Here is a 19,172-nt window from a genome sequence, read left to right on the forward strand (position 1 = left end):
CCTCCGGTTCCCACGCTTATTGATGCGATCCTGATATTGAAGCTTCCCTGATTGATGTCGTTGGATATCAATGCCCGCATAAGCATTTATCTGTTTAGGGTTCTTGAATCGACGAATGTCTCCTAATTCCGCAATCAAACGGACCGCTGTCGTCTCACCAATCCCTGGGAAGGATAGAAGTACTTGATAATCCCTTCGCTTTTCTGAGAGTGCTACCATCTGTTTAACAATTTCTTTTTTCTTTTGTTTTAACTCCAAAACTCTTTCTGCATCTTCTTGTAAATGGCGACACCTAACGTCACTCTCTTGGATTGCCGGATAGGAATCTTCAGCCGCTGCACGCAGAGATAACGCAAAGTCCATTGCTTTCTGACGTGAAAAGTTCCTAGAACTAGCTTGTATAATCTGGAGTGAGATATCATTTTGTGACTGATCTCGTAAATGATCCGGATGCGGAAATAATTGAATCATTGTCCAAAACACCTTTGAATTTTTTGAGAATGTAGCTTCCAATAGGGGAAAGCTAAGTTGCAGAAAAGAATGTACACGGTTGGCATAGTGGCGAATCTCTTTTTCTACATCCTCATAGTAGCGTCCTAGCGCACGCATTTGTTCGAAATAATCGTCCTGCACATACGTTTCATGACGGTCTACTTTGAAGTGTGATTTAGCTAATTCATGCGCATCACTAATATCTGTCTTGTTTCGACGCATAGATGCCATCTGCAGCTTCGCTTGTAGGGGATTAACTCGATGGTATGGATACTGTTCTTCCTGAAGAAACCTCTCTAGTCCTTGCGAATAAACACCCGTCGCTTCGAATACAATTTCAGGTGATTGACCAGCTTGTCCTTTGATGAATTCAATTTTCTCTTTAAGCCAGCTGAATCCATTCGCTGTATGTTTCAGTTCACCTTCATATAAACAACGCTGACTGTGATCATATATGACCATTGTACTTTTTCCCATACTTACATCAAACGCAATTACATAATTCAATTTGTCTCCTCCTCAAATGGTTTATAGAAGCCTTCACAGCGCCTTATCGATTCCATTTTCTTATACACGATCTCGAAGATCCAACATACTAAACTGATTCAACTAAGGATGTGAAGTGAGTCGGTTTCCTTATACGAATTCTAAGATTCCAGCGTCCGCACGACTTCGCTTCACTTCTACCATAAAAAAATAGTAGCACAAACCACGGCCATGGTTTGTGCTACTAATGTTAGTATGTTTCCGAGGGGCTTGATTTCAGCCTCCTCGTCGCTTTGCTTCTGCGGGGTCTTCAATCTTCGCTGATTCCTCCGGAGTCGCCGCCTTCCGCTCCAATCAACGGGTGTGTCAATCATCCATAAATGTGGGGTCAGTATTTCATATTAAAAAATAAAGAGCTCATTATCCGTGAAACGGATGATGGGCTCTTTGACCTTGTTGTATAATAAATGCATTACATTAAGGTGATATCTCAATCATTTCTTATCAAAAAACCTTACAACTCAGTTCCTAGATGGCAACCTATGATCATGTTATCAACAAAAATTACCTATAGTATTTCAAACGGAGAAATGGAAAAGTGTATAAATAGCAGTTTATCATATCGATGATACAAAAGTTTCCTGCAAATATTATCTTTGAAGAGATGTGGGGTGAACTAGACTATTGCCGAGAAGTCATTTTTGTCATTGAAAAGGAAGTTAAGTAAGAAAAACTAGAGGAAAGGCACCCTATCATTCAGGTTTGAACGATAGGTTGCCTCTTTGTTAGGACATACAAGTTGTTAGCTAGAAAACCATGAGTTTTTCAGCGGTCTAGTAAGTTAAGCCTCTGCTTCTTCTATTTTACTTAATAATCTTAAGTTCTTTCGGGAACTTCGTTAACACTTCAATACCATCTGCTGTTACGACGACGTCATCTTCAATACGAACGCCAGTAATTGCTGAGTTGTAGATACCTGGTTCAATTGTGAAAACCATTCCTTCTTCAAGTTCGAAGTCGTTAGCACCGTGGATCGAAGGGAATTCGTGAACAGAAATACCAAGGCCATGTCCTAGACGGTGAGTGAAGTACTCTCCATACCCGGCTTTAGTAATCACTTCACGTGCGGCTTTATCAAGGTCACTTGCACGAACTCCTGGTTTTACTAGATCGATTGCTGCCTGATTCGCAAAACGTACTGCTTCATAAATACTCAACTGTTCAGCAGACGGTTCACCAAACGATACCGTTCTAGTAATATCTGAACAATACCCTTTATGAACAACTCCAAGATCCATTAACACAAAATCACCTTGCTGGATTTTACGTTCTCCGGGAGTACCATGTGGAGATGCGGTTTTCGGACCTGATAAAACCGTCGTATCGAACGACATCTTCTGGACGCCTTTTTTCTTCAACGCAAACTCAATTGCTGTTTGAAGTTCCAATTCAGTAACACCTTCAGCAATATTCTCACACGCCACTTCAATCGCGTAGTCTGCTAATTTTGCAGCTTCACGTAGTAGTTGGAGTTCTGATGCGTCCTTATGGCTCCGCATTGTATTTAATTGTTCATCCAAGCGGGAAAATTGAGCTGATGGGAAGAGTTCTTCCATACGTTCCAAACGTTCGACGGTAAGATGTGATTTCTCAATTGCAATCGTATTAAGTTCGCTCACCTTGCGTTTTACTTCAGCTTGTACAAACTCCCAAGCGTCATCTGTGTCTTCGTAACCGACCGTGCCAAATGTCCAGCCTGCAGACTTCACATCAGGAACTTCCATGAGTGGGCAGACGATGAAAGGTTCTGCGTCTTTAAAGATCATCACACCAAGAAGCCTTTCGTGGGGGTCGCTGCTAAAGCCTGATACGTAAAATACGTTATCAGGTGTCGTTACGAATGCCGCTTCTACGTTGTTGTCCTGTAGATACTGTTGAATCGTTTTAAGTTTTGTCATGACTATTCCTCCTTAATTCACTTAACTATCATACCAAAAAAAGAGGGTTTACATATGGTTTCACGAATTGATAAAAAGGATAGAACAATAAGTGGAGGTGACGAATTCAATGGAAGTTTCATATCATGGACACTCAATTGTTAAGATTAAAACAGGCGACAAGGTAATTTTGATAGATCCTTATATTACAGGAAATGATTTAACGGATTTAGTCGTGGCGAACGAAAAACCAGACGTCATCTTGTTGACGCATGGACACAATGATCATGTAGGCGACACGATTGAGATTGCAAAAGCGAGTGGGGCATTAGTTGTAGCGCCGAACGAACTTGCGGTATGGCTCGGGTGGCAAGGTATAGAAACCCACGGCATGAATATCGGAGGAGCTTGTGAATTCGATTTTGGAACAGTGAAGTTTACGAAAGCGTTTCATAGCTCATCCTATACAACAGATGACCAACAGCTGATTTATATGGGAATGCCTGCAGGAATCCTGTTTATGGAAGAAGGAAAAACGATATACCACGCAGGGGACACATCTCTATTTGGAGATATGGAGCTAATTGGCAAGCGTCATGACATCGATATCGCATTTTTACCAATAGGTGATAACTTTACGATGGGACCTGAAGATGCTGCATATGCGGTTGAACTTCTCTCACCGAAGCTGACCGTGCCAGTACATTACAATACATTTCCACCAATCGTTCAAGATCCTGAAGACTTTAAAAAACTTGTGAAAGACTATGAAGTTCTTGTGATGGAAGCGGGAGATGTGACCCGGATTTGAGTCAACTGGGCTGGCAGAGATAAATCTCTTTCAGCTCGGTTATTTTTTATGGATTTATGGTAAACTGAAGAAAGGCATACATAGAAAAAGGTGAATGCAATGTCGACAAAGCATGAACAGATTTTGCGCCACATTGAAGAGCTCGCTGTTGGTGAGAAAATTTCAGTACGGCAAATTGCAAGAGCGCTCACAGTAAGTGAAGGAACAGCTTACCGAGCGATTAAGGAAGCGGAAAATAACAAACTTGTTAATACAATCGAGCGTGTCGGTACAGTACGCATCGAAAAGAAGAAAAAAGAGAATATTGAGCGACTGACGTTTGCTGAAGTTGTGAATATTGTGGATGGAAGTGTACTAGGTGGTAGCGGAGGCTTGCATAAAACTCTGACTAAATTCCTGATTGGTGCGATGCAACTGGATGATATACGTCGTTATATTGACGCAGGAAGCTTGCTCATTGTGGGAAATCGACAAAAAGCACACCAATTAGCAATAAGCGAAGGGGCTGCGGTTCTTGTAACAGGTGGTTTTGATACGACGGAAGAAGTGAAAGAGCTTGCTAATTCACTCGATTTGCCGGTCATCACGACAAGTTATGACTCGTTTACCGTTGCAACCATGCTGAATCGTGCGATATCTGACCAGATGATTGAGAAGGATATCCTTCTCGTAGAAGATATCCAGCACCCACTTTCAAATACTTCTACGTTGTTCATTCAAGAGACGGTTGGTCAATTTAACGAATTGAGCCAAAGAACTTCCCACTCTGCGTTTCCGGTCATTGAGCGGAATGGAAAAGTAGTAGGAATGGTCACGTCTAAAGATGTCGTCGGAAAACAGGAATCCGAACCGCTTGGAAAAGTTATGACAGCCTCGCCGATTACAGCGACGGGAAAGATGAGCGTTGCTTCAGCTGGCCACATTATGGTTTGGGAAGGAATCGATTTGCTCCCTGTAGTAACGGAAACAGGCCTGTTGGATGGAGTCATTAGCCGACAAGATGTTCTGAAAGCTTTTCAATTGGCGCAACGGCAGCCACAGCAAGGTCAAACCATCGATGATATTGTGAAAAATCAAATGCACTCTGATACAGAAAATCCTCAAAACGTAATTTTTGAAGTGGTTCCACAGATGACCAATCAGCTTGGCTCCTTGTCTTATGGTGCACTAACTACGTTGCTAGCGGAAACAGGTAACCGTGCCATCAAGCTCTATAAGCGCGGGGAAAGTGTTCCTGAGAATTTATCGATCTACTTTATGAGACATGTCCAGCTTGGGAGTAAGGTAACGGTTGAACCCGAAATTTTGCATATGAGTCGGCGGGTCGTGAAGATGGAAATTTCGTTGTATGCAGAAGGTGAAATGATCGGCAAATCGCTGGTCACTTATCAGTTGTTGGAGCGATAAAAAAACGCTGATGCATGGGCATCAGCGCTTGTTCAATTCTGTTTCTTCGTCAACGAATTGGTTGTAATACCGAACGGCTTTCCAGTTAAAGATGGACACATAGCCTCCAAGTACGATGAAGATTCCAGAGATCACGTAAGTCGTAACCCCTCCAAATAGCAAAAGCTGATTGATTCCGAAAAAGACTAGCAGGAGTCCTAAAAACATTCCTGCTTTCGATGAAAACATCTTTTTTCGAATCGGGAATACCTGGCTTGTCCGGAACTGTCGAGTTTTAAAGTAAAAATAGAATACTGCCGAAGCAATAATAAAGAATACAAGTACAAAATTTAAAGTCTTCAAAGCATAGCCCTCCAAAAGAATCCAGCACTCCTTCTATTGTAGCGGCTTTACAACTCAAATGCGACCGTAATTCTTTAAATAACGGAGGAATTGAAAAATGAAAAGACAAATCATTGACACAATTGAACAGTATTCCACCATTATTATTCATAGGCACGTCCGTCCCGATCCGGATGCATTTGGGTCGCAGGTAGGTTTAAAGAAACTAATACAAGCAAATTATCCGGACAAAAATGTCTACGCGACAGGAAGTGATGATGGCCAGTTGTCATTTCTGGCTGGACAAGATCCTGTTTCCGATGACATGTATGAAGGTGCATTAGTCATTGTGACAGATACAGCAAACACCGAACGTGTAGATGGACAAGCCTACAAAAAAGGGAGCTTTTTAGCGAAGATCGACCATCATCCCAATGTGGATCCATATGGAGATGTTTTATGGATTGATACAGATGCGAGTTCTTGCTCGGAAATGATTTATGAATTATTTGCCGAAGGAAGAGACGTTAAAGGATGGCAGCTTCCAGATGAATCTGCTAGACTCCTATTTGCTGGAATTGTCGGTGATACAGGGAGATTCATGTATCCAAGTGCGACAGGTAAAACGTTTGAAATTGCTAGCGAATTGATCAAATACAACTTTGACCGTCAGCAAATCTTTGCAGGGATGTACGAGGTAGAACGAAATCTGCTTCACTTGCAAGGGTACGTCTACCAAAACTTCACGATAGATGAAAATGGAGCAGCTTATATTAAACTCAAAAAAACAATCTTGGATGAATTTGATGTGAAAGCAGAAGAAACTTCTTCACTCGTAAGTTCACTTGGTGATGTAAAAGGCATCTCTGCCTGGTTAATATTTGTCGAAGAAGCGGACCAGATTCGTGTTCGATTGCGTTCTAAAGGAATTGTGATCAATGGTTTGGCTGCTGAATATGGGGGTGGCGGACATCCGCTTGCTGCAGGTGCCTCTGTAAGGACTTGGGAAGAAGCCGATGAAGTGATTCAGAAAGTACAAAAGTTATGTGCGTGTAACTAGTGAATGGAGGGATAGACAATGAAGCTTGTTTATCCGCAAATTATTACGGGAGCCGATTTACTTAACGGCATTATAAAGCTTGACAGATTGGCTCCTCTTCTGCAAAGAAGAGGGGCTGTTTCGGCTGCTATTGTGAATTCGACTCTTTCGGGTATCCGATCGTTTTGGAAAGTGATGACAAAGTATGGCATTCATCCTGTCATCGGACTTTCTGTAAAGATAGAACTGTCGACTGGAGAAACGCCAATATGTTACATCTATGCCAAAAATGAAGTAGGCTTTCGTCAGTTGTTAAAGATTAGCAGTGCTGCTGCAACACGAGATCCTGAAAACTTACCAGAAAAATGGTTGAAATCCTATACTGCGAACTGCGCCGTTATCTTCCCGCTTACAGACCCCTCTTGGAACGAAATCCGAACTGAAGAAACGATTCAACGATTGAAAATGCACTGCTCGACTGAAGACATCTATATAGGGGTTTCACGACCGGCTGGAGCGATACATTCTGAAGAACCAGTGATTGAACAACTTGCGGCTTCAGAAGGACTTGCCATCGTTGCAAGTCATGAAGCAAGATTTATTAATCCTGAAGATGCATTCAGTTTCGAGACAGCTCAAGCGATTCGAGATGGATACAAACTGAATGATCCAGCTCGTCCTGAAAATCTATACATAGACGCTTACGTTCCTGAGCAACAAGAGTTGGAACAATGGTTTGTAGGTAAAGAGCAATGGCTTGAGAAGGCGGCAGACATGCTATTAGCTTGCGATGTCCAGTTGCCAGAAAAGCATTTACTCATGCCGGAATTTCCAGTTGGTGAGAAGATGACGGCAGCACAACTGCTTGAAATCCATTGTAGAAAAGGGTTGCAAAAACGGTTTGATCAGATTTCCAGTGCATACGAGGAACGACTGCGGTACGAATTGGATGTCATCGTAGAAATGGGATATCAAGATTATTTCTTAATCGTAGAAGACTTCATTGCCTATGCAAAACAAAAGGATATTGAAGTTGGGCCAGGACGAGGGTCTTCTGCGGGATCACTCGTTGCATTTTCTCTTGGGATTACTGCTGTAGACCCCTTGAAATATGGGCTGATCTTTGAACGGTTTTTAAATAAAAGCAGAGTGACGATGCCGGATATTGACGTCGATTTTGCTGATACACGGAGAATGGAAGTTGTAGAGTATGTTGCACAAAAATACGGGAAAGCGCATGTCGCCCAAATTATAACGTTCGGTACGTTATCTGCTAAATCCGTTGCACGCAATACAGCGAGGGTATTTGGATTTTCGAACGAAGATATGACGTCCCTTTCTAAAATGTTATCTGATGCCCCAGGGAAAACTCTTCAAGAGAAAGTGAGCCAATCATCACAGCTGCAAACATGGATTGAACAAGATGAGGTGCGTGCTCGTTGGTATACGGTATCTCTCGCCTTAGAGGGGTTACCTAGAAATGCATCTACACACGCTGCAGGGGTCATACTTTCGCCAACTCCGCTTGTTGAAACTGTTCCGTTACAAAGTGGAGGAGATTCCATCTATTTAACGCAGTGGGCTATGAATGACTCGGAAGAATCAGGGCTTCTGAAAATGGACTTTCTCGGCTTGCGTAATCTGACATTGCTTGACAGGATACGTAAAATGATTCGATTTGAAACAGGGGAGGACCTATCACTAGATACAATCCCGCTTCATGATAACCGGACATTGGAGTTGTTCCGAAAAGGGGACATGTTAGGTGTTTTTCAGTTCGAATCACCTGGCATGCGTAAAGCGCTCCGTGACATTTCACCGGATGCTTTTGAAGATATCTATGCCATTAATGCCTTATACCGTCCTGGACCTATGGAAAACATCCCTCTTTATAGTAGAAGGAAGAAAGGGCTGGAGCCGATTCACTACATGCATCCCGCGCTGGAACCGATTTTGAAAGAGACGTATGGCATTATTGTTTACCAAGAACAGATTTTGCAGATCGCCGTTCAGATCGCAGGGTTTACTCTGGGGGAAGCGGATTTGTTACGACGGGCAATTAGTAAAAAGAAACGAGATGTGCTGATGCAAGAACGCGTCCATTTTACAGAAAGCGCACAGCGAAACGGTTTCCCTAAAAGTATTGCAGGTGATATTTACGAGCTAATTGTAAAATTTGCTGATTATGGATTCCCGAAGAGTCATGCGGTGGCCTACTCGTTGATTTCCTACCAACTCGCGTACTTGAAGGCGAACAAACCCGAATACTTTTATGCAGGATGCCTATCTGTGTTAGCTGGTTCTCCGGAGAAGACGATGGAAATTATGCGGGAAGTGAAAGCGAAGGGAATCCCTGTTCTTGGTCCGTCGATTACAAAAAGTAACTGGTCAGCGACAACTGAAAAAGGATCTATCCGACTTGGATTGAGCGCAGTAAAAGGAATCAGTTATCCGTTTTATACAACCCTTAAACGAGCGCGACAGCAGGAAGTGACGCTGAAAACACTGTTTGACTTATCTGTTGTACTCGGGGCTGAAAATTTCACCGAAAAAACAATTCCGCCTCTCGTGAAGTCAGGAGCGTTGGACGAATTCGGTCAAACACGTGAAGTACTGCTTGCAACAATAGAAGCTGCACGAAAACATGCGCTCTTTGTAAGACCGTCTTCTGATGAAACAGACTTGCTAGCAGGGATGATGAAAGGGATGGCCAGTCCAAAATATAGTCCAGGTGGGACGATGTCTGATATGCAACGACTTGACTATGAAAAAGAGACACTTGGATTCTACTTATCTGAACATCCGATTGCTTCTTTTAAAAAGCAACTTACTACACAATCGAATTCGATTGCAGACGCCCTTGAAAAGTCATCTGGAGCTAAGGTGGTACTGGCTGGGATGGTGTTGGAAGTTAAGCGAATTCGAACAAAAAAAGGAGAAGCGATGGCGTTTCTCGAATTACAAGATGAGACTGGAGAGATTTCGTGTACGTTATTCCCTAAACAATATGCGGTCTGTAGCAGTGAGCTGAAAGAGCAGTCATTACTCGTATTTCAAGGTACGGTGGAAGTGAGAAATGGCAAGCCACAGCTAGTTGTTCAGGAGATTGTTACTTTCTAAACGAGTCTATTAAGGCAATCTTTTGAAGGATAGGGATGTAGATAACTCCATATTGGATTGAGAAGGATTTCCGGATATCACTTTACGACAGGCGTGCTTTTTTGTAAACTAATAAAGGATAGTGGTCTGACCACTTTAGAATGTAGCATAAAAAGGAGTTTGGACATGGAAAACTCTCGTCCATCATCGAAACGATTTCTGGATATTGTTTCGGATCTGCGTACAATCATAAAAGAAGAAGGTGCCGTCATTGGGGATAAATTACCTTCTGAACGTGTGCTTGCAGATCGGTTACAAGTTGGTAGATCCACAATTCGAGAAGCACTCCGAAGTCTTGAACTTCTTGGACTGATAGAAACAAGAAGAGGAGAGGGAACGTTTCTCGCGGACTATAAAAAGCATCAATTAGTGGAAATTCTTTCTACATTCATCATGCAAAATCCACAATCATTAAAGTCTGTGGATGATACGCGGCGAATTCATGAAAAAGCGGCCATTGAATGTATTTCCAATGATCCTGAACTAAGAACACTCCCTGTATGGGAAAGCTTTTTAGGAAAACTAAAAGGAATAGACCTGATCATCAGGGAAGAGTTGTTGCAAGAGATAGTAGTGGTTTCAGGAAATCGCTTGTCGTTGAAAATATGGTTTTTATTGAAACAATATAGCCGCGTTCCGTATCATGAAGCAATGGCGGAGGACGAAAAAGAAATTGCAACGAATTTACTTAAAGAGATGATGAACGGTAATAGCCATCTAGCCATTATGTGGTATACGGACTGGCTTGACATTGTCATTGGTGAAAGAAGGGGCGAACACGAATGCTAAGGGACCTATTTACAAATGTGAAAAAACAGCAGGCAATCATGCCGAATGCGAAGTCTAAGAGCGATGTACCTGAAGGAATTATGACGAAATGTCCAGAATGTAAGCATGTTGAACCGACAAAAGAATTGGGTAAGCTACTTAAAGTGTGTCCTAAATGTGATTTCCATTTCAAAATGACTGCACAAGAACGGATTGATTCCCTAATGGATGAAGGAACGTTTGTGTCCATGGATGATCATCTCGCAACTGAAAATCCATTAGAGTTTCCTGCATACACAGCGAAAGTAAAAAAAGATGCGGAGAAAACAGGACTCAACGAAGCTGTGCTGACAGGTACTGGAAAGATTGACGGGAACGAAGTGGCAATCGCTGTCATGGACGCTCATTTCCGTATGGGCTCCATGGGATCAGTTGTAGGTGAAAAGATTACGAGAGCGGTCGAAAAAGCGACAGAGCTCGGAATTCCAATGCTTATCTTTTCTGCGAGTGGTGGTGCACGCATGCAAGAAGGCGTTCTGTCCCTTATGCAAATGGCAAAAACGAGTGTTGCATTAAACCGTCACTCAGAAAAAGGACTTTTATATATCTCTATCATGACCTATCCAACTACGGGTGGGGTTTCGGCAAGCTTTGCTTCTGTCGGAGACATTAATCTTGCAGAGCCAAAGGCGCTTATTGGATTTGCGGGTCGCCGGGTTATTGAGCAAACTGTTCGTGAAAAGTTACCGGAAGACTTCCAAACGGCTGAATTTCTACTTGCACATGGTCAGTTGGATGCAGTCGTCCATCGTGTAGACTTGCAGGATATGCTTTCTCGCATCATCCGACTTCATACGAAGGGGGAGGCAGCACAATGAAAAAGACCATGTCATTTGAAGAGCCTATTATAAAATTACGAGAAAAAATTCAGGAATTAAAAGAGTTCACGGAGACGAACGAAGTAGACTTGTCCGATGAAATTCGGAACTTGAACGATCGCTTGATCAAGTTGGAAAACGATATATATGGCAACATGGAAACATGGGAACGTGTACAAGTGGCGCGTCATCCTGAGCGTCCAACGACCTATGACTACATTGGGGAGTTATTTGAAGATTTCATCGAACTTCATGGCGATCGTGCATTCGGTGATGATGCTGCGATAGTCGGAGGAATTGGTTCGTTTGATGGAGAACCAGTTACAATTATCGGTCATCAACGTGGTAAAGACACAAAAGAAAATGTAAAGCGTACATTCGGAATGCCGCATCCTGAAGGGTACCGAAAAGCATTGCGCTTGATGAAACAAGCTGAAAAATTCGGCAGACCAATCATTTGTATGATTGATACGAAAGGTGCCTATCCAGGGCGCGCAGCTGAAGAGCGCGGTCAAAGTGAAGCAATTGCTCGCAATCTTGTAGAGATGGCAAGTCTCACTGTTCCTGTTATTTCTATTGTTATTGGAGAAGGAGGAAGTGGTGGCGCACTAGCGTTAGGCGTAGCAAATCGTATTTATATGCTTGAGCACTCTACCTATTCTGTTATTTCCCCTGAAGGCGCAGCTTCGATTCTTTGGAAAGACTCTGCGTATTCTAAAGAAGCAGCAGAAGCGATGAAAATCACTGCACCGGATTTGTTAAAGATGGATATTATTGATGAAATCATTCCTGAAGTATTAGGTGGAGGACATCGTGATCCGAAACAACAAGCGAAAAATATGCGAACAGTTTTAACAAATGCTCTCAGCGAGTTGAGTAAGCTAGATGCTGATGGACTTGTTCAAGATCGTTATGACAAATTCAGGAAAATCGGTGTATTTTCTGAGTAAATTGTGTGATTCTACTTTATTTTAAGGAGGGGTTACGGATGAAGAAAATCGCTGTATTAACAAGTGGAGGAGACGCGCCAGGCATGAATGCGGCTGTACGAGCTGTCGTCCGGAAAGCGATTTATGAAGGACTCGAAGTAGCAGGCGTTTACAATGGATACCAAGGATTGATCGACGGGAAAATTGAACTTTTACAACTTGGATCCGTAGGTGACATCATCCAACGCGGGGGTACCATGCTTCGATCAGCGCGTTGTCCGGAATTCACTACAATCGAAGGGCGTGAAAAAGCGCTCAAACAGTGCAAATTGAATGGAATTGAAGGCATTGTAGTAATTGGAGGAGACGGCTCGTTTAGAGGTGCATTAGAACTATCGAAACTAGGTATACCTTGTGCGTGTGTTCCAGCTACAATTGATAATGATATTAACGGAACTGACTTCACAATCGGTTTTGACACAGCATTGAACACAGTCATTGATGCAATTGATAAAATACGAGATACGGCAACATCCCATGAGCGGACCTTCATTGTAGAAGTGATGGGACGTAACGCAGGTGACTTGGCTCTTTGGGCAGGTCTTGCAGGTGGAGCAGAGACCATTCTCATCCCTGAAGAAAAGTATGATTTACCGGATATCCTTGAACGTCTGAGACGAGGAACGCACCGTGGCAAAAAGCACAGTATCATAATTGTCGCTGAAGGTGTAATGTCTGCATCCTTGCTTGCTGAGAAATTAAGTACAGAAGAAGGCATTGATACTCGAGTTTCCGTATTAGGCCATATTCAACGCGGTGGCTCGCCATCTGCTAGGGATCGAGTTATCGCTAGTCAATTTGGTGCACGCGCTGTGGAAGCACTGAAGAACGGTGGCAAAACAGTCGCGATTGGCATGAAAAATCATCAGGTCCTCGAATATGATTTAACACGTGTATTTGATGGGGATTCTGAATTTGAGAAAGATATGTATACGTTATCTAAAGAATTATCTATTTGATGGAAATCAGTGAAAAGGAAGTGGCCAGAACCAATGAGAAAAACTAAAATCGTTTGTACAATCGGTCCGGCAAGTGAATCACCAGAACGTCTTGAGCAGCTAATCGATGCGGGGATGAATGTGGCACGATTAAATTTCTCCCACGGAGATCATGACGAGCATCTTCTTCGCATAAAAGCAATTCGCAAAGTAGCAGCTGCTAAACAGAAGACTGTCGGAATTTTACTAGATACTAAAGGACCGGAAATTCGAACGCATTCGATGGAAAACGGCCTAATCGAATTGACAGCTGGTCAAAAGATTGACGTATCTATGCAAGAAGTAGTTGGGACGAAAGAGCGATTCTCAATTACGTATGACCAACTGATTGACGATGTGGATAAAGACGATACGATTCTTCTGGATGATGGTCTTGTCATGTTGAAAGTACTAGGTAAGAGTAAAGCCGAAGGACTGATCCACACTGAAGTGATGAACTCCGGAGAGCTGAAGAATAAAAAAGGTGTCAACGTTCCTGGTGTTTCAGTTCAACTTCCGGGAATCACAGAAAAAGACAAAGAAGATATCCTATTCGGGATTGAACAAGAAGTCGATTTTGTCGCTGCATCATTTGTCCGCCGTGCGGAAGATGTATTGGAAATACGCGAACTGTTAGAAAAGAACAGTGGATCAAATATCCATATCATTCCTAAAATCGAAAACCAAGAGGGTGTCGATAATATTGATGCCATCATCGAAGTATCGGATGGTCTAATGGTTGCACGTGGAGATCTTGGTGTGGAAATTCCCCCAGAAGAGGTTCCAGTCATTCAAAAGCAACTTATTAAAAAATGTAATCAAGCAGGTAAGCCTGTTATCACAGCAACTCAGATGCTTGATTCCATGCAACGGAATCCTCGTCCAACTCGTGCAGAAGCGAGTGATGTTGCGAACGCAATCTTTGATGGAACCGATGCAATTATGCTGTCAGGTGAAACTGCGGCTGGTTTGTATCCTGTAGAATCAGTGGAAACAATGGTGCGGATTGCGAACAAGATAGAAGAGTCTTTCGATTATCGTTCCTTCATCTCTACACGTCGCAAAGAAAAGCACGGTAATTTGACGGATGCTATTGGACAAGCTGCTGCCTACACAGCGATTAACTTAAATGTGAATGCAGTGATTGCTCCTACTGAAAGCGGAACGACTGCTCGGATGATTTCTAAATATCGTCCTGGATGCCCGATTATTGCTGTAACATCGTCTGAACAAGTCGCACGTCGTCTTACACTCGTTTGGGGAGCGTATCCAATTGCAGGAAGACGTGTCAGTTCGATTGACTCGATTCTTGAAGAATCTGTTGAAGAAAGTGTCAAACATAAGTATGTCACACATGGTGATGTCGTTATTATCACGGCAGGAGTACCAGTTGGCGAAGCAGGTACAACGAATCTGATGAAGATCCATGTTATCGGAGATCTGCTAGCAAAAGGACAAGGTATCGGTAAATCTGTAGCGTATGGCCGAGCAATCGTTGCGCGTACCGCAGCAGAAGCGGAAGCGTTCGATGCAGAAGGTGCAATCCTCGTGACGAATTCAACAGACCGTGATATGCTACCAGTACTTGAAAAGTGTGCTGGCCTCATTACAGAAGAGGGCGGACTTACAAGTCACGGGGCAATCGTCGGATTGAATTTAGGAATTCCGGTAATTGTCGGCGTGAAAAACGCAACCGAAATTATCAAGCATGACAAAGAAATCACCATGGACGCTGAAACTGGCGTTGTTTATAAAGGCCATGCTAAAGTTCTATAAACAAAAAACCGCTACCTAATTTTAGGATAGCGGTTTTTCTCAAAGAGGAGATATGAAAATGAAATGGTTACTGCTTCTATTTTTAGTCGTCCCTGCAAGTGAACTCACATTACTACTTGTAGCTGGAAACCATCTCGGTGTTATACCGACGCTCACCTTAATTGTCATTACTGGAATTGGCGGCGCCTATTTGGCGAAGCGACAAGGTTTTAGAGCGATTGTAGAATTTAGGGAACGAATGGCTGCAGGAGATCCTCCTGGACCGCCAATTATAGATGGGTTGTGTATTTTTGCAGGAGGTCTGCTGTTGCTAGTCCCAGGTTTCATCACAGATGTGATTGGTCTGCTATTACTTTTCAGTTGGCCGAGAAAAATGATTCGTCCCTTTATCATTCAACTAATTTACAAGAAGATGAAAAAAGGGACACTCATCATTCGATAAACTTCGGGTGATGTCTGATTTTCATCGCTGTGAACAAGAGGAAGGGTGTCAGTAAAATTCCTGGCAATCCGAACAAATAAAACGAACTGGCAGTGATGAGGAACGCATGGACGGGTTTTACTCGGAAAGTGGATGCCCACAAATAGGACTCTGCGATTTGGCGAGTCACAAGCGTAAGGATGTAGAGCAAAAGCAGTGCTGAGCCGAATACATAGTTTCCTGTATAAAAATAAAAAAGCATCATCGGTAGGAGAAACAAACCGATTCCTAAGAAGGGCAGACTGTCTGCAAGGGATATTACAAAGGCAGTTCCGATAGGTGATGAAAACGATAGGAAAAAGAAACCGATACACAACAGTAGAAATGTTAGACAAACTAAACGAGCTTCAATGGAAATGAAATGACCGATGAGTTCTCCTGACTTCTTAAATAATCGATGTGCCTGACGCCGCATCGATGCTGGGAAGTAGACAAGGAACCAGAATCGGTCTTTTCCTGTTTCTCGTAGTGCAAAGAAAAAGGCGACCAGAAAGATAAAGAGAGTAAACACTTGTTGAAAGAGAACTCCTGTAAATGTGAATGTGTGTTCAACAAGAGTGTGACCTGCTGTAAGTACATTTTCTTTTAAAAATGTAATTGCAACACCTGACCAGTCCTGATTTCCGGTATAGGGTTCCAAATGACGCTCAGCAATCGGTAATGTGTCGATTAACCCTTGGATAGCCATGGTTGAAATCCCTACTACCAAACTGATGATAACGGACATGGCGACCAAAGTAGAAAGTGTCCTAGGTAAACGCAGGACTTGATTGGTGAAGTTCACAACAGGAGCTGCGAAATAGGCTAGAATGATTGCGATACCAGCTGGGGGAACTAGAAATATAAAGATTCCACCGATTACTCCAGGTAGGAACGGGACAATGTACTGTTTAAAAAAGGTTGTATTATTCCACTTTTTGATAGAAATTCACTCCGATTTAATAGATTTCCTTGAAATCGCATGCATTTTCATTCACAAAACAGACAAAGTTGATTATAATGAGTCTTGTAAGCGTTTTTAGGCGGAAACAATATTAGCAGATCAGCCGACTGCCCCAACCGGTAGACAAAAAACCAACGGGTGGTTAGAAGGCTGCTGACTGAAGGAGAGAGTTTCATGACATCTACTAAAGGTTTAGAAGGGATTGTAGCGACACAATCCGCGATCAGCTCAATCATCGATGATACCCTTACATACGTCGGGTACGACATTGACGATCTTGCAAATAATGCAAGTTTCGAGGAAGTCGTCTATCTTCTCTGGCACCAGCGTCTACCGAAAGAAGATGAGCTAGCTGAATTGAAGCAGCAATTGGCAGACAACATGTCCGTACCAGAAGAAGTGCTCGCTCATTTCAAAACGTATCCAATCAAAGACGTCCACCCGATGGCAGCATTGCGCACAGCAATCTCCTTATTAGGGTTATATGACGCGAAAGCTGAAGATATGTCCAAAGAAGAAAACTATCTGAAGGCGATTAAACTCCAAGCGAAAATTGCAACAGTTGTAACTGCATTTGCGCGTATTCGTAAAGGCCAAGAGCCAGTAGCTCCTGATACAACACTTGGATATGCTGCAAACTTCCTTTACATGCTGAATGGAAAAAAACCAGAAGCAATTGAAATTGAAGCATTTGACAAAGCACTTGTTTTGCATGCAGACCATGAGTTAAACGCATCCACATTTACTGCACGTGTTTGTGTTGCAACTCTCTCTGATATGTATTCTGGCGTAACAGCTGCAATTGGAGCACTTAAAGGTCCATTGCACGGTGGCGCTAACGAACAAGTTATGAAAATGCTAATGGAAATTGGCGACGAAGACAAAGTGGACGAGTACATCCACAACAAGCTTGCGAACAAAGAAAAGATCATGGGCTTCGGCCACCGTGTCTACCGTAAAGGAGATCCACGTGCCAAGCACCTTCGCGAAATGTCTGAAAAGCTAACTGAACTTCGCGGAGAAGGTAAATATTTCCGTATGTCCGAGCATATTGAGAAAATCGTTACAGGCGAGAAAAAATTACCTCCAAACGTTGATTTTTATTCAGCTTCGGTTTATCATTCACTTGGGATTGATCATGATCTATTCACTCCGATTTTTGCGGTTTCCCGCATTTCTGGATGGATTGCGCACATTCTAGAGCAGTATGATAACAACCGTCTGATTCGTCCTCGTGCCGAGTACATCGGACCTGATATGCAAAAATATGTGCCAATCGATCAGCGCTAATTAGCAAAAATCTTTGGGGCGGTATATCATCATACCGGCCCTATACTTATGACTTTGGGAGGAATTATAATGGCTAACGAAGGTAAAATCACAGTAACAAACGGTGTATTAAACGTTCCCGATCACGCAACAGTTCCATTCATCATCGGTGATGGAACAGGTCCAGATATCTGGCATGCTGCTTCTCGCGTACTTGAAGGTGCAGTAGATAAAGCGTACAACGGTAAGCGTAAACTTGTTTGGAAAGAAGTGTTGGCAGGAGAAAAAGCATTCAACGAAACTGGAGAATGGCTTCCACAAGCTACACTCGATACGATTGAAGAATACCTAATTGCGATTAAAGGTCCTTTGACTACTCCAATTGGCGGCGGATTCCGTTCATTGAACGTTGCTCTTCGTCAAGAACTTGATCTTTATACATGCTTACGTCCAGTACGTTACTTCGAAGGTGTTCCTTCACCAGTAAAACGTCCTGAAGACTGTGACATGGTCATCTTCCGTGAGAACACAGAAGATATTTACGCAGGAATCGAGTACAAAGAAGGTTCTGACGAAGTTAAAAAACTTATCAAGTTTCTACAAGATGAGTTTAACGTTAAAAATATTCGTTTCCCTGAAACTTCTGGACTTGGCATTAAGCCGATTTCTGAAGAAGGTACAAAACGTCTAGTTCGCGGTGCTTTGAACTATGCAATCAAAGAAGGCCGTAAATCATTGACACTAGTACACAAAGGAAACATCATGAAATTCACAGAAGGCGCATTCAAAAACTGGGGATATGAAGTGGCTGAAGAAGAATTCGGCGACAAAGTATTCACATGGAACGAATACGACCGCATTAAAGACGAAAAAGGTACAGACGCTGCAAACAAAGCTCAATCTGACGCTGAAGCTGCAGGCAAAATCATCGTTAAAGATTCTATCGCTGATATCTTCCTTCAGCAGATCTTGACACGTCCGAAAGAATTCGACGTTGTTGCTACGATGAACCTGAATGGTGACTACGTTTCTGACGCTCTTGCTGCGCAAGTCGGCGGAATCGGTATCGCACCAGGCGCTAACATCAACTACCTAACAGGACATGCAATCTTCGAAGCAACTCACGGTACTGCACCGAAGTATGCAGGTCTTGACAAAGTAAACCCATCATCTGTTATTCTTTCTGGCGTTATGATGCTTGAGCACCTTGGCTGGAACGAAGCTGCAGACATGATCACGAAGTCAATCGAAAAGACAATCGCTTCTAAAGTGGTTACTTATGACTTCGCACGATTGATGGACGGCGCAACTGAAGTGAAGACTTCTGAGTTCGCTGACGAGTTAATCAAAAACCTATAAGTTTACGTTACGTAATCGACAGGTACACAATAAGTAAGAGACAAAAAGCAGAGCTTCAATCGTAGCCTCTGCTTTTTGTT

16 protein-coding genes are annotated in these 19,172 nt (G+C 42.8%); 12 read left to right on the plus strand and 4 right to left on the minus strand.

Annotated features, from left to right (window positions below; translation table 11 throughout):
- Positions 1 to 999: IS110 family RNA-guided transposase (locus tag ACR65F_RS09375; RefSeq protein WP_440504246.1), on the minus strand; the 999-nt coding region annotated here is incomplete at its 3' end.
- An 842-nt stretch (positions 1,000 to 1,841) separates the two neighbouring features.
- Positions 1,842 to 2,936 (minus strand): M24 family metallopeptidase, encoded by a 1,095-nt coding sequence (locus ACR65F_RS09380; protein ID WP_440504247.1) that lies wholly within the window; start codon positions 2,934 to 2,936, stop codon positions 1,842 to 1,844.
- 109 nt (positions 2,937 to 3,045) lie between these two features.
- On the opposite strand from ACR65F_RS09380, the gene ACR65F_RS09385 reads away from it, so the two are divergent.
- Positions 3,046 to 3,726, plus strand: coding sequence for a metal-dependent hydrolase (locus ACR65F_RS09385; protein WP_440504248.1), 681 nt, complete (start codon positions 3,046 to 3,048; stop codon positions 3,724 to 3,726).
- 99 nt (positions 3,727 to 3,825) lie between these two features.
- Positions 3,826 to 5,133, plus strand: a complete 1,308-nt coding sequence (locus ACR65F_RS09390) for a DRTGG domain-containing protein (protein ID WP_039043956.1) — start codon at positions 3,826 to 3,828, stop codon at positions 5,131 to 5,133.
- Positions 5,134 to 5,154: 21 nt separating this feature from the next.
- On the opposite strand, the gene ACR65F_RS09395 is transcribed toward ACR65F_RS09390, so the two are convergent.
- Entirely contained in the window at positions 5,155 to 5,475 is a 321-nt protein-coding gene (locus tag ACR65F_RS09395) for a YtpI family protein (RefSeq protein WP_039043957.1), read from the minus strand.
- Positions 5,476 to 5,572: 97 nt separating this feature from the next.
- Here ACR65F_RS09395 and ACR65F_RS09400 point away from each other — a divergent pair, with 97 nt between their 5' ends.
- The 8 genes from ACR65F_RS09400 (at position 5,573) to ACR65F_RS09435 (ending at position 15,482) form a co-directional block, all read left to right on the plus strand.
- Positions 5,573 to 6,514: a DHH family phosphoesterase gene (locus tag ACR65F_RS09400; protein WP_039043958.1), complete on the plus strand. Its 942-nt coding sequence runs from the start codon at positions 5,573 to 5,575 to the stop codon at positions 6,512 to 6,514.
- A gap of 18 nt (positions 6,515 to 6,532) precedes the next feature.
- Entirely contained in the window at positions 6,533 to 9,613 is a 3,081-nt protein-coding gene (locus ACR65F_RS09405) for a DNA polymerase III subunit alpha (protein ID WP_440504251.1), read from the plus strand.
- Positions 9,614 to 9,778: 165 nt separating this feature from the next.
- The gene (locus tag ACR65F_RS09410) at positions 9,779 to 10,441 is read left to right on the plus strand and encodes a FadR/GntR family transcriptional regulator (protein WP_039043960.1); all 663 of its coding nucleotides are present in this window, start codon (positions 9,779 to 9,781) and stop codon (positions 10,439 to 10,441) included.
- Positions 10,435 to 11,298, plus strand: a complete 864-nt coding sequence (gene accD / locus ACR65F_RS09415) for an acetyl-CoA carboxylase, carboxyltransferase subunit beta (protein WP_440504252.1) — start codon at positions 10,435 to 10,437, stop codon at positions 11,296 to 11,298. The genes ACR65F_RS09410 and accD overlap by 7 nt, the downstream gene beginning before the upstream one ends.
- Positions 11,295 to 12,248 (plus strand): acetyl-CoA carboxylase carboxyltransferase subunit alpha, encoded by a 954-nt coding sequence (locus tag ACR65F_RS09420; protein ID WP_039043962.1) that lies wholly within the window; start codon positions 11,295 to 11,297, stop codon positions 12,246 to 12,248. Before accD ends, ACR65F_RS09420 begins: the two co-directional genes overlap by 4 nt.
- A gap of 38 nt (positions 12,249 to 12,286) precedes the next feature.
- Positions 12,287 to 13,246, plus strand: a complete 960-nt coding sequence (pfkA, locus tag ACR65F_RS09425; RefSeq protein ID WP_039043963.1) for a 6-phosphofructokinase — start codon at positions 12,287 to 12,289, stop codon at positions 13,244 to 13,246.
- Between the two features lie 33 nt (positions 13,247 to 13,279).
- Entirely contained in the window at positions 13,280 to 15,040 is a 1,761-nt protein-coding gene (pyk, locus tag ACR65F_RS09430) for a pyruvate kinase (RefSeq protein WP_039043964.1), read from the plus strand.
- 58 nt (positions 15,041 to 15,098) lie between these two features.
- The gene (locus ACR65F_RS09435; protein ID WP_039043965.1) at positions 15,099 to 15,482 is read left to right on the plus strand and encodes an FxsA family protein; all 384 of its coding nucleotides are present in this window, start codon (positions 15,099 to 15,101) and stop codon (positions 15,480 to 15,482) included.
- On the opposite strand, the gene ACR65F_RS09440 is transcribed toward ACR65F_RS09435, so the two are convergent.
- A complete protein-coding gene (locus tag ACR65F_RS09440; RefSeq protein WP_082003422.1) occupies positions 15,472 to 16,449 on the minus strand; it encodes an AI-2E family transporter in 978 nt (325 codons plus the stop codon). The genes ACR65F_RS09435 and ACR65F_RS09440 overlap by 11 nt on opposite strands.
- Positions 16,450 to 16,638: 189 nt before the next feature.
- Here ACR65F_RS09440 and citZ point away from each other — a divergent pair, with 189 nt between their 5' ends.
- Entirely contained in the window at positions 16,639 to 17,754 is a 1,116-nt protein-coding gene (citZ, locus tag ACR65F_RS09445; RefSeq protein ID WP_440504253.1) for a citrate synthase, read from the plus strand.
- 69 nt (positions 17,755 to 17,823) lie between these two features.
- Positions 17,824 to 19,092, plus strand: coding sequence for an NADP-dependent isocitrate dehydrogenase (gene icd, locus ACR65F_RS09450; protein WP_039043967.1), 1,269 nt, complete (start codon positions 17,824 to 17,826; stop codon positions 19,090 to 19,092).
- Positions 19,093 to 19,172 lie beyond the last annotated feature (80 nt).

This window comes from Sporosarcina sp. SAFN-010 (assembly GCF_059415065.1).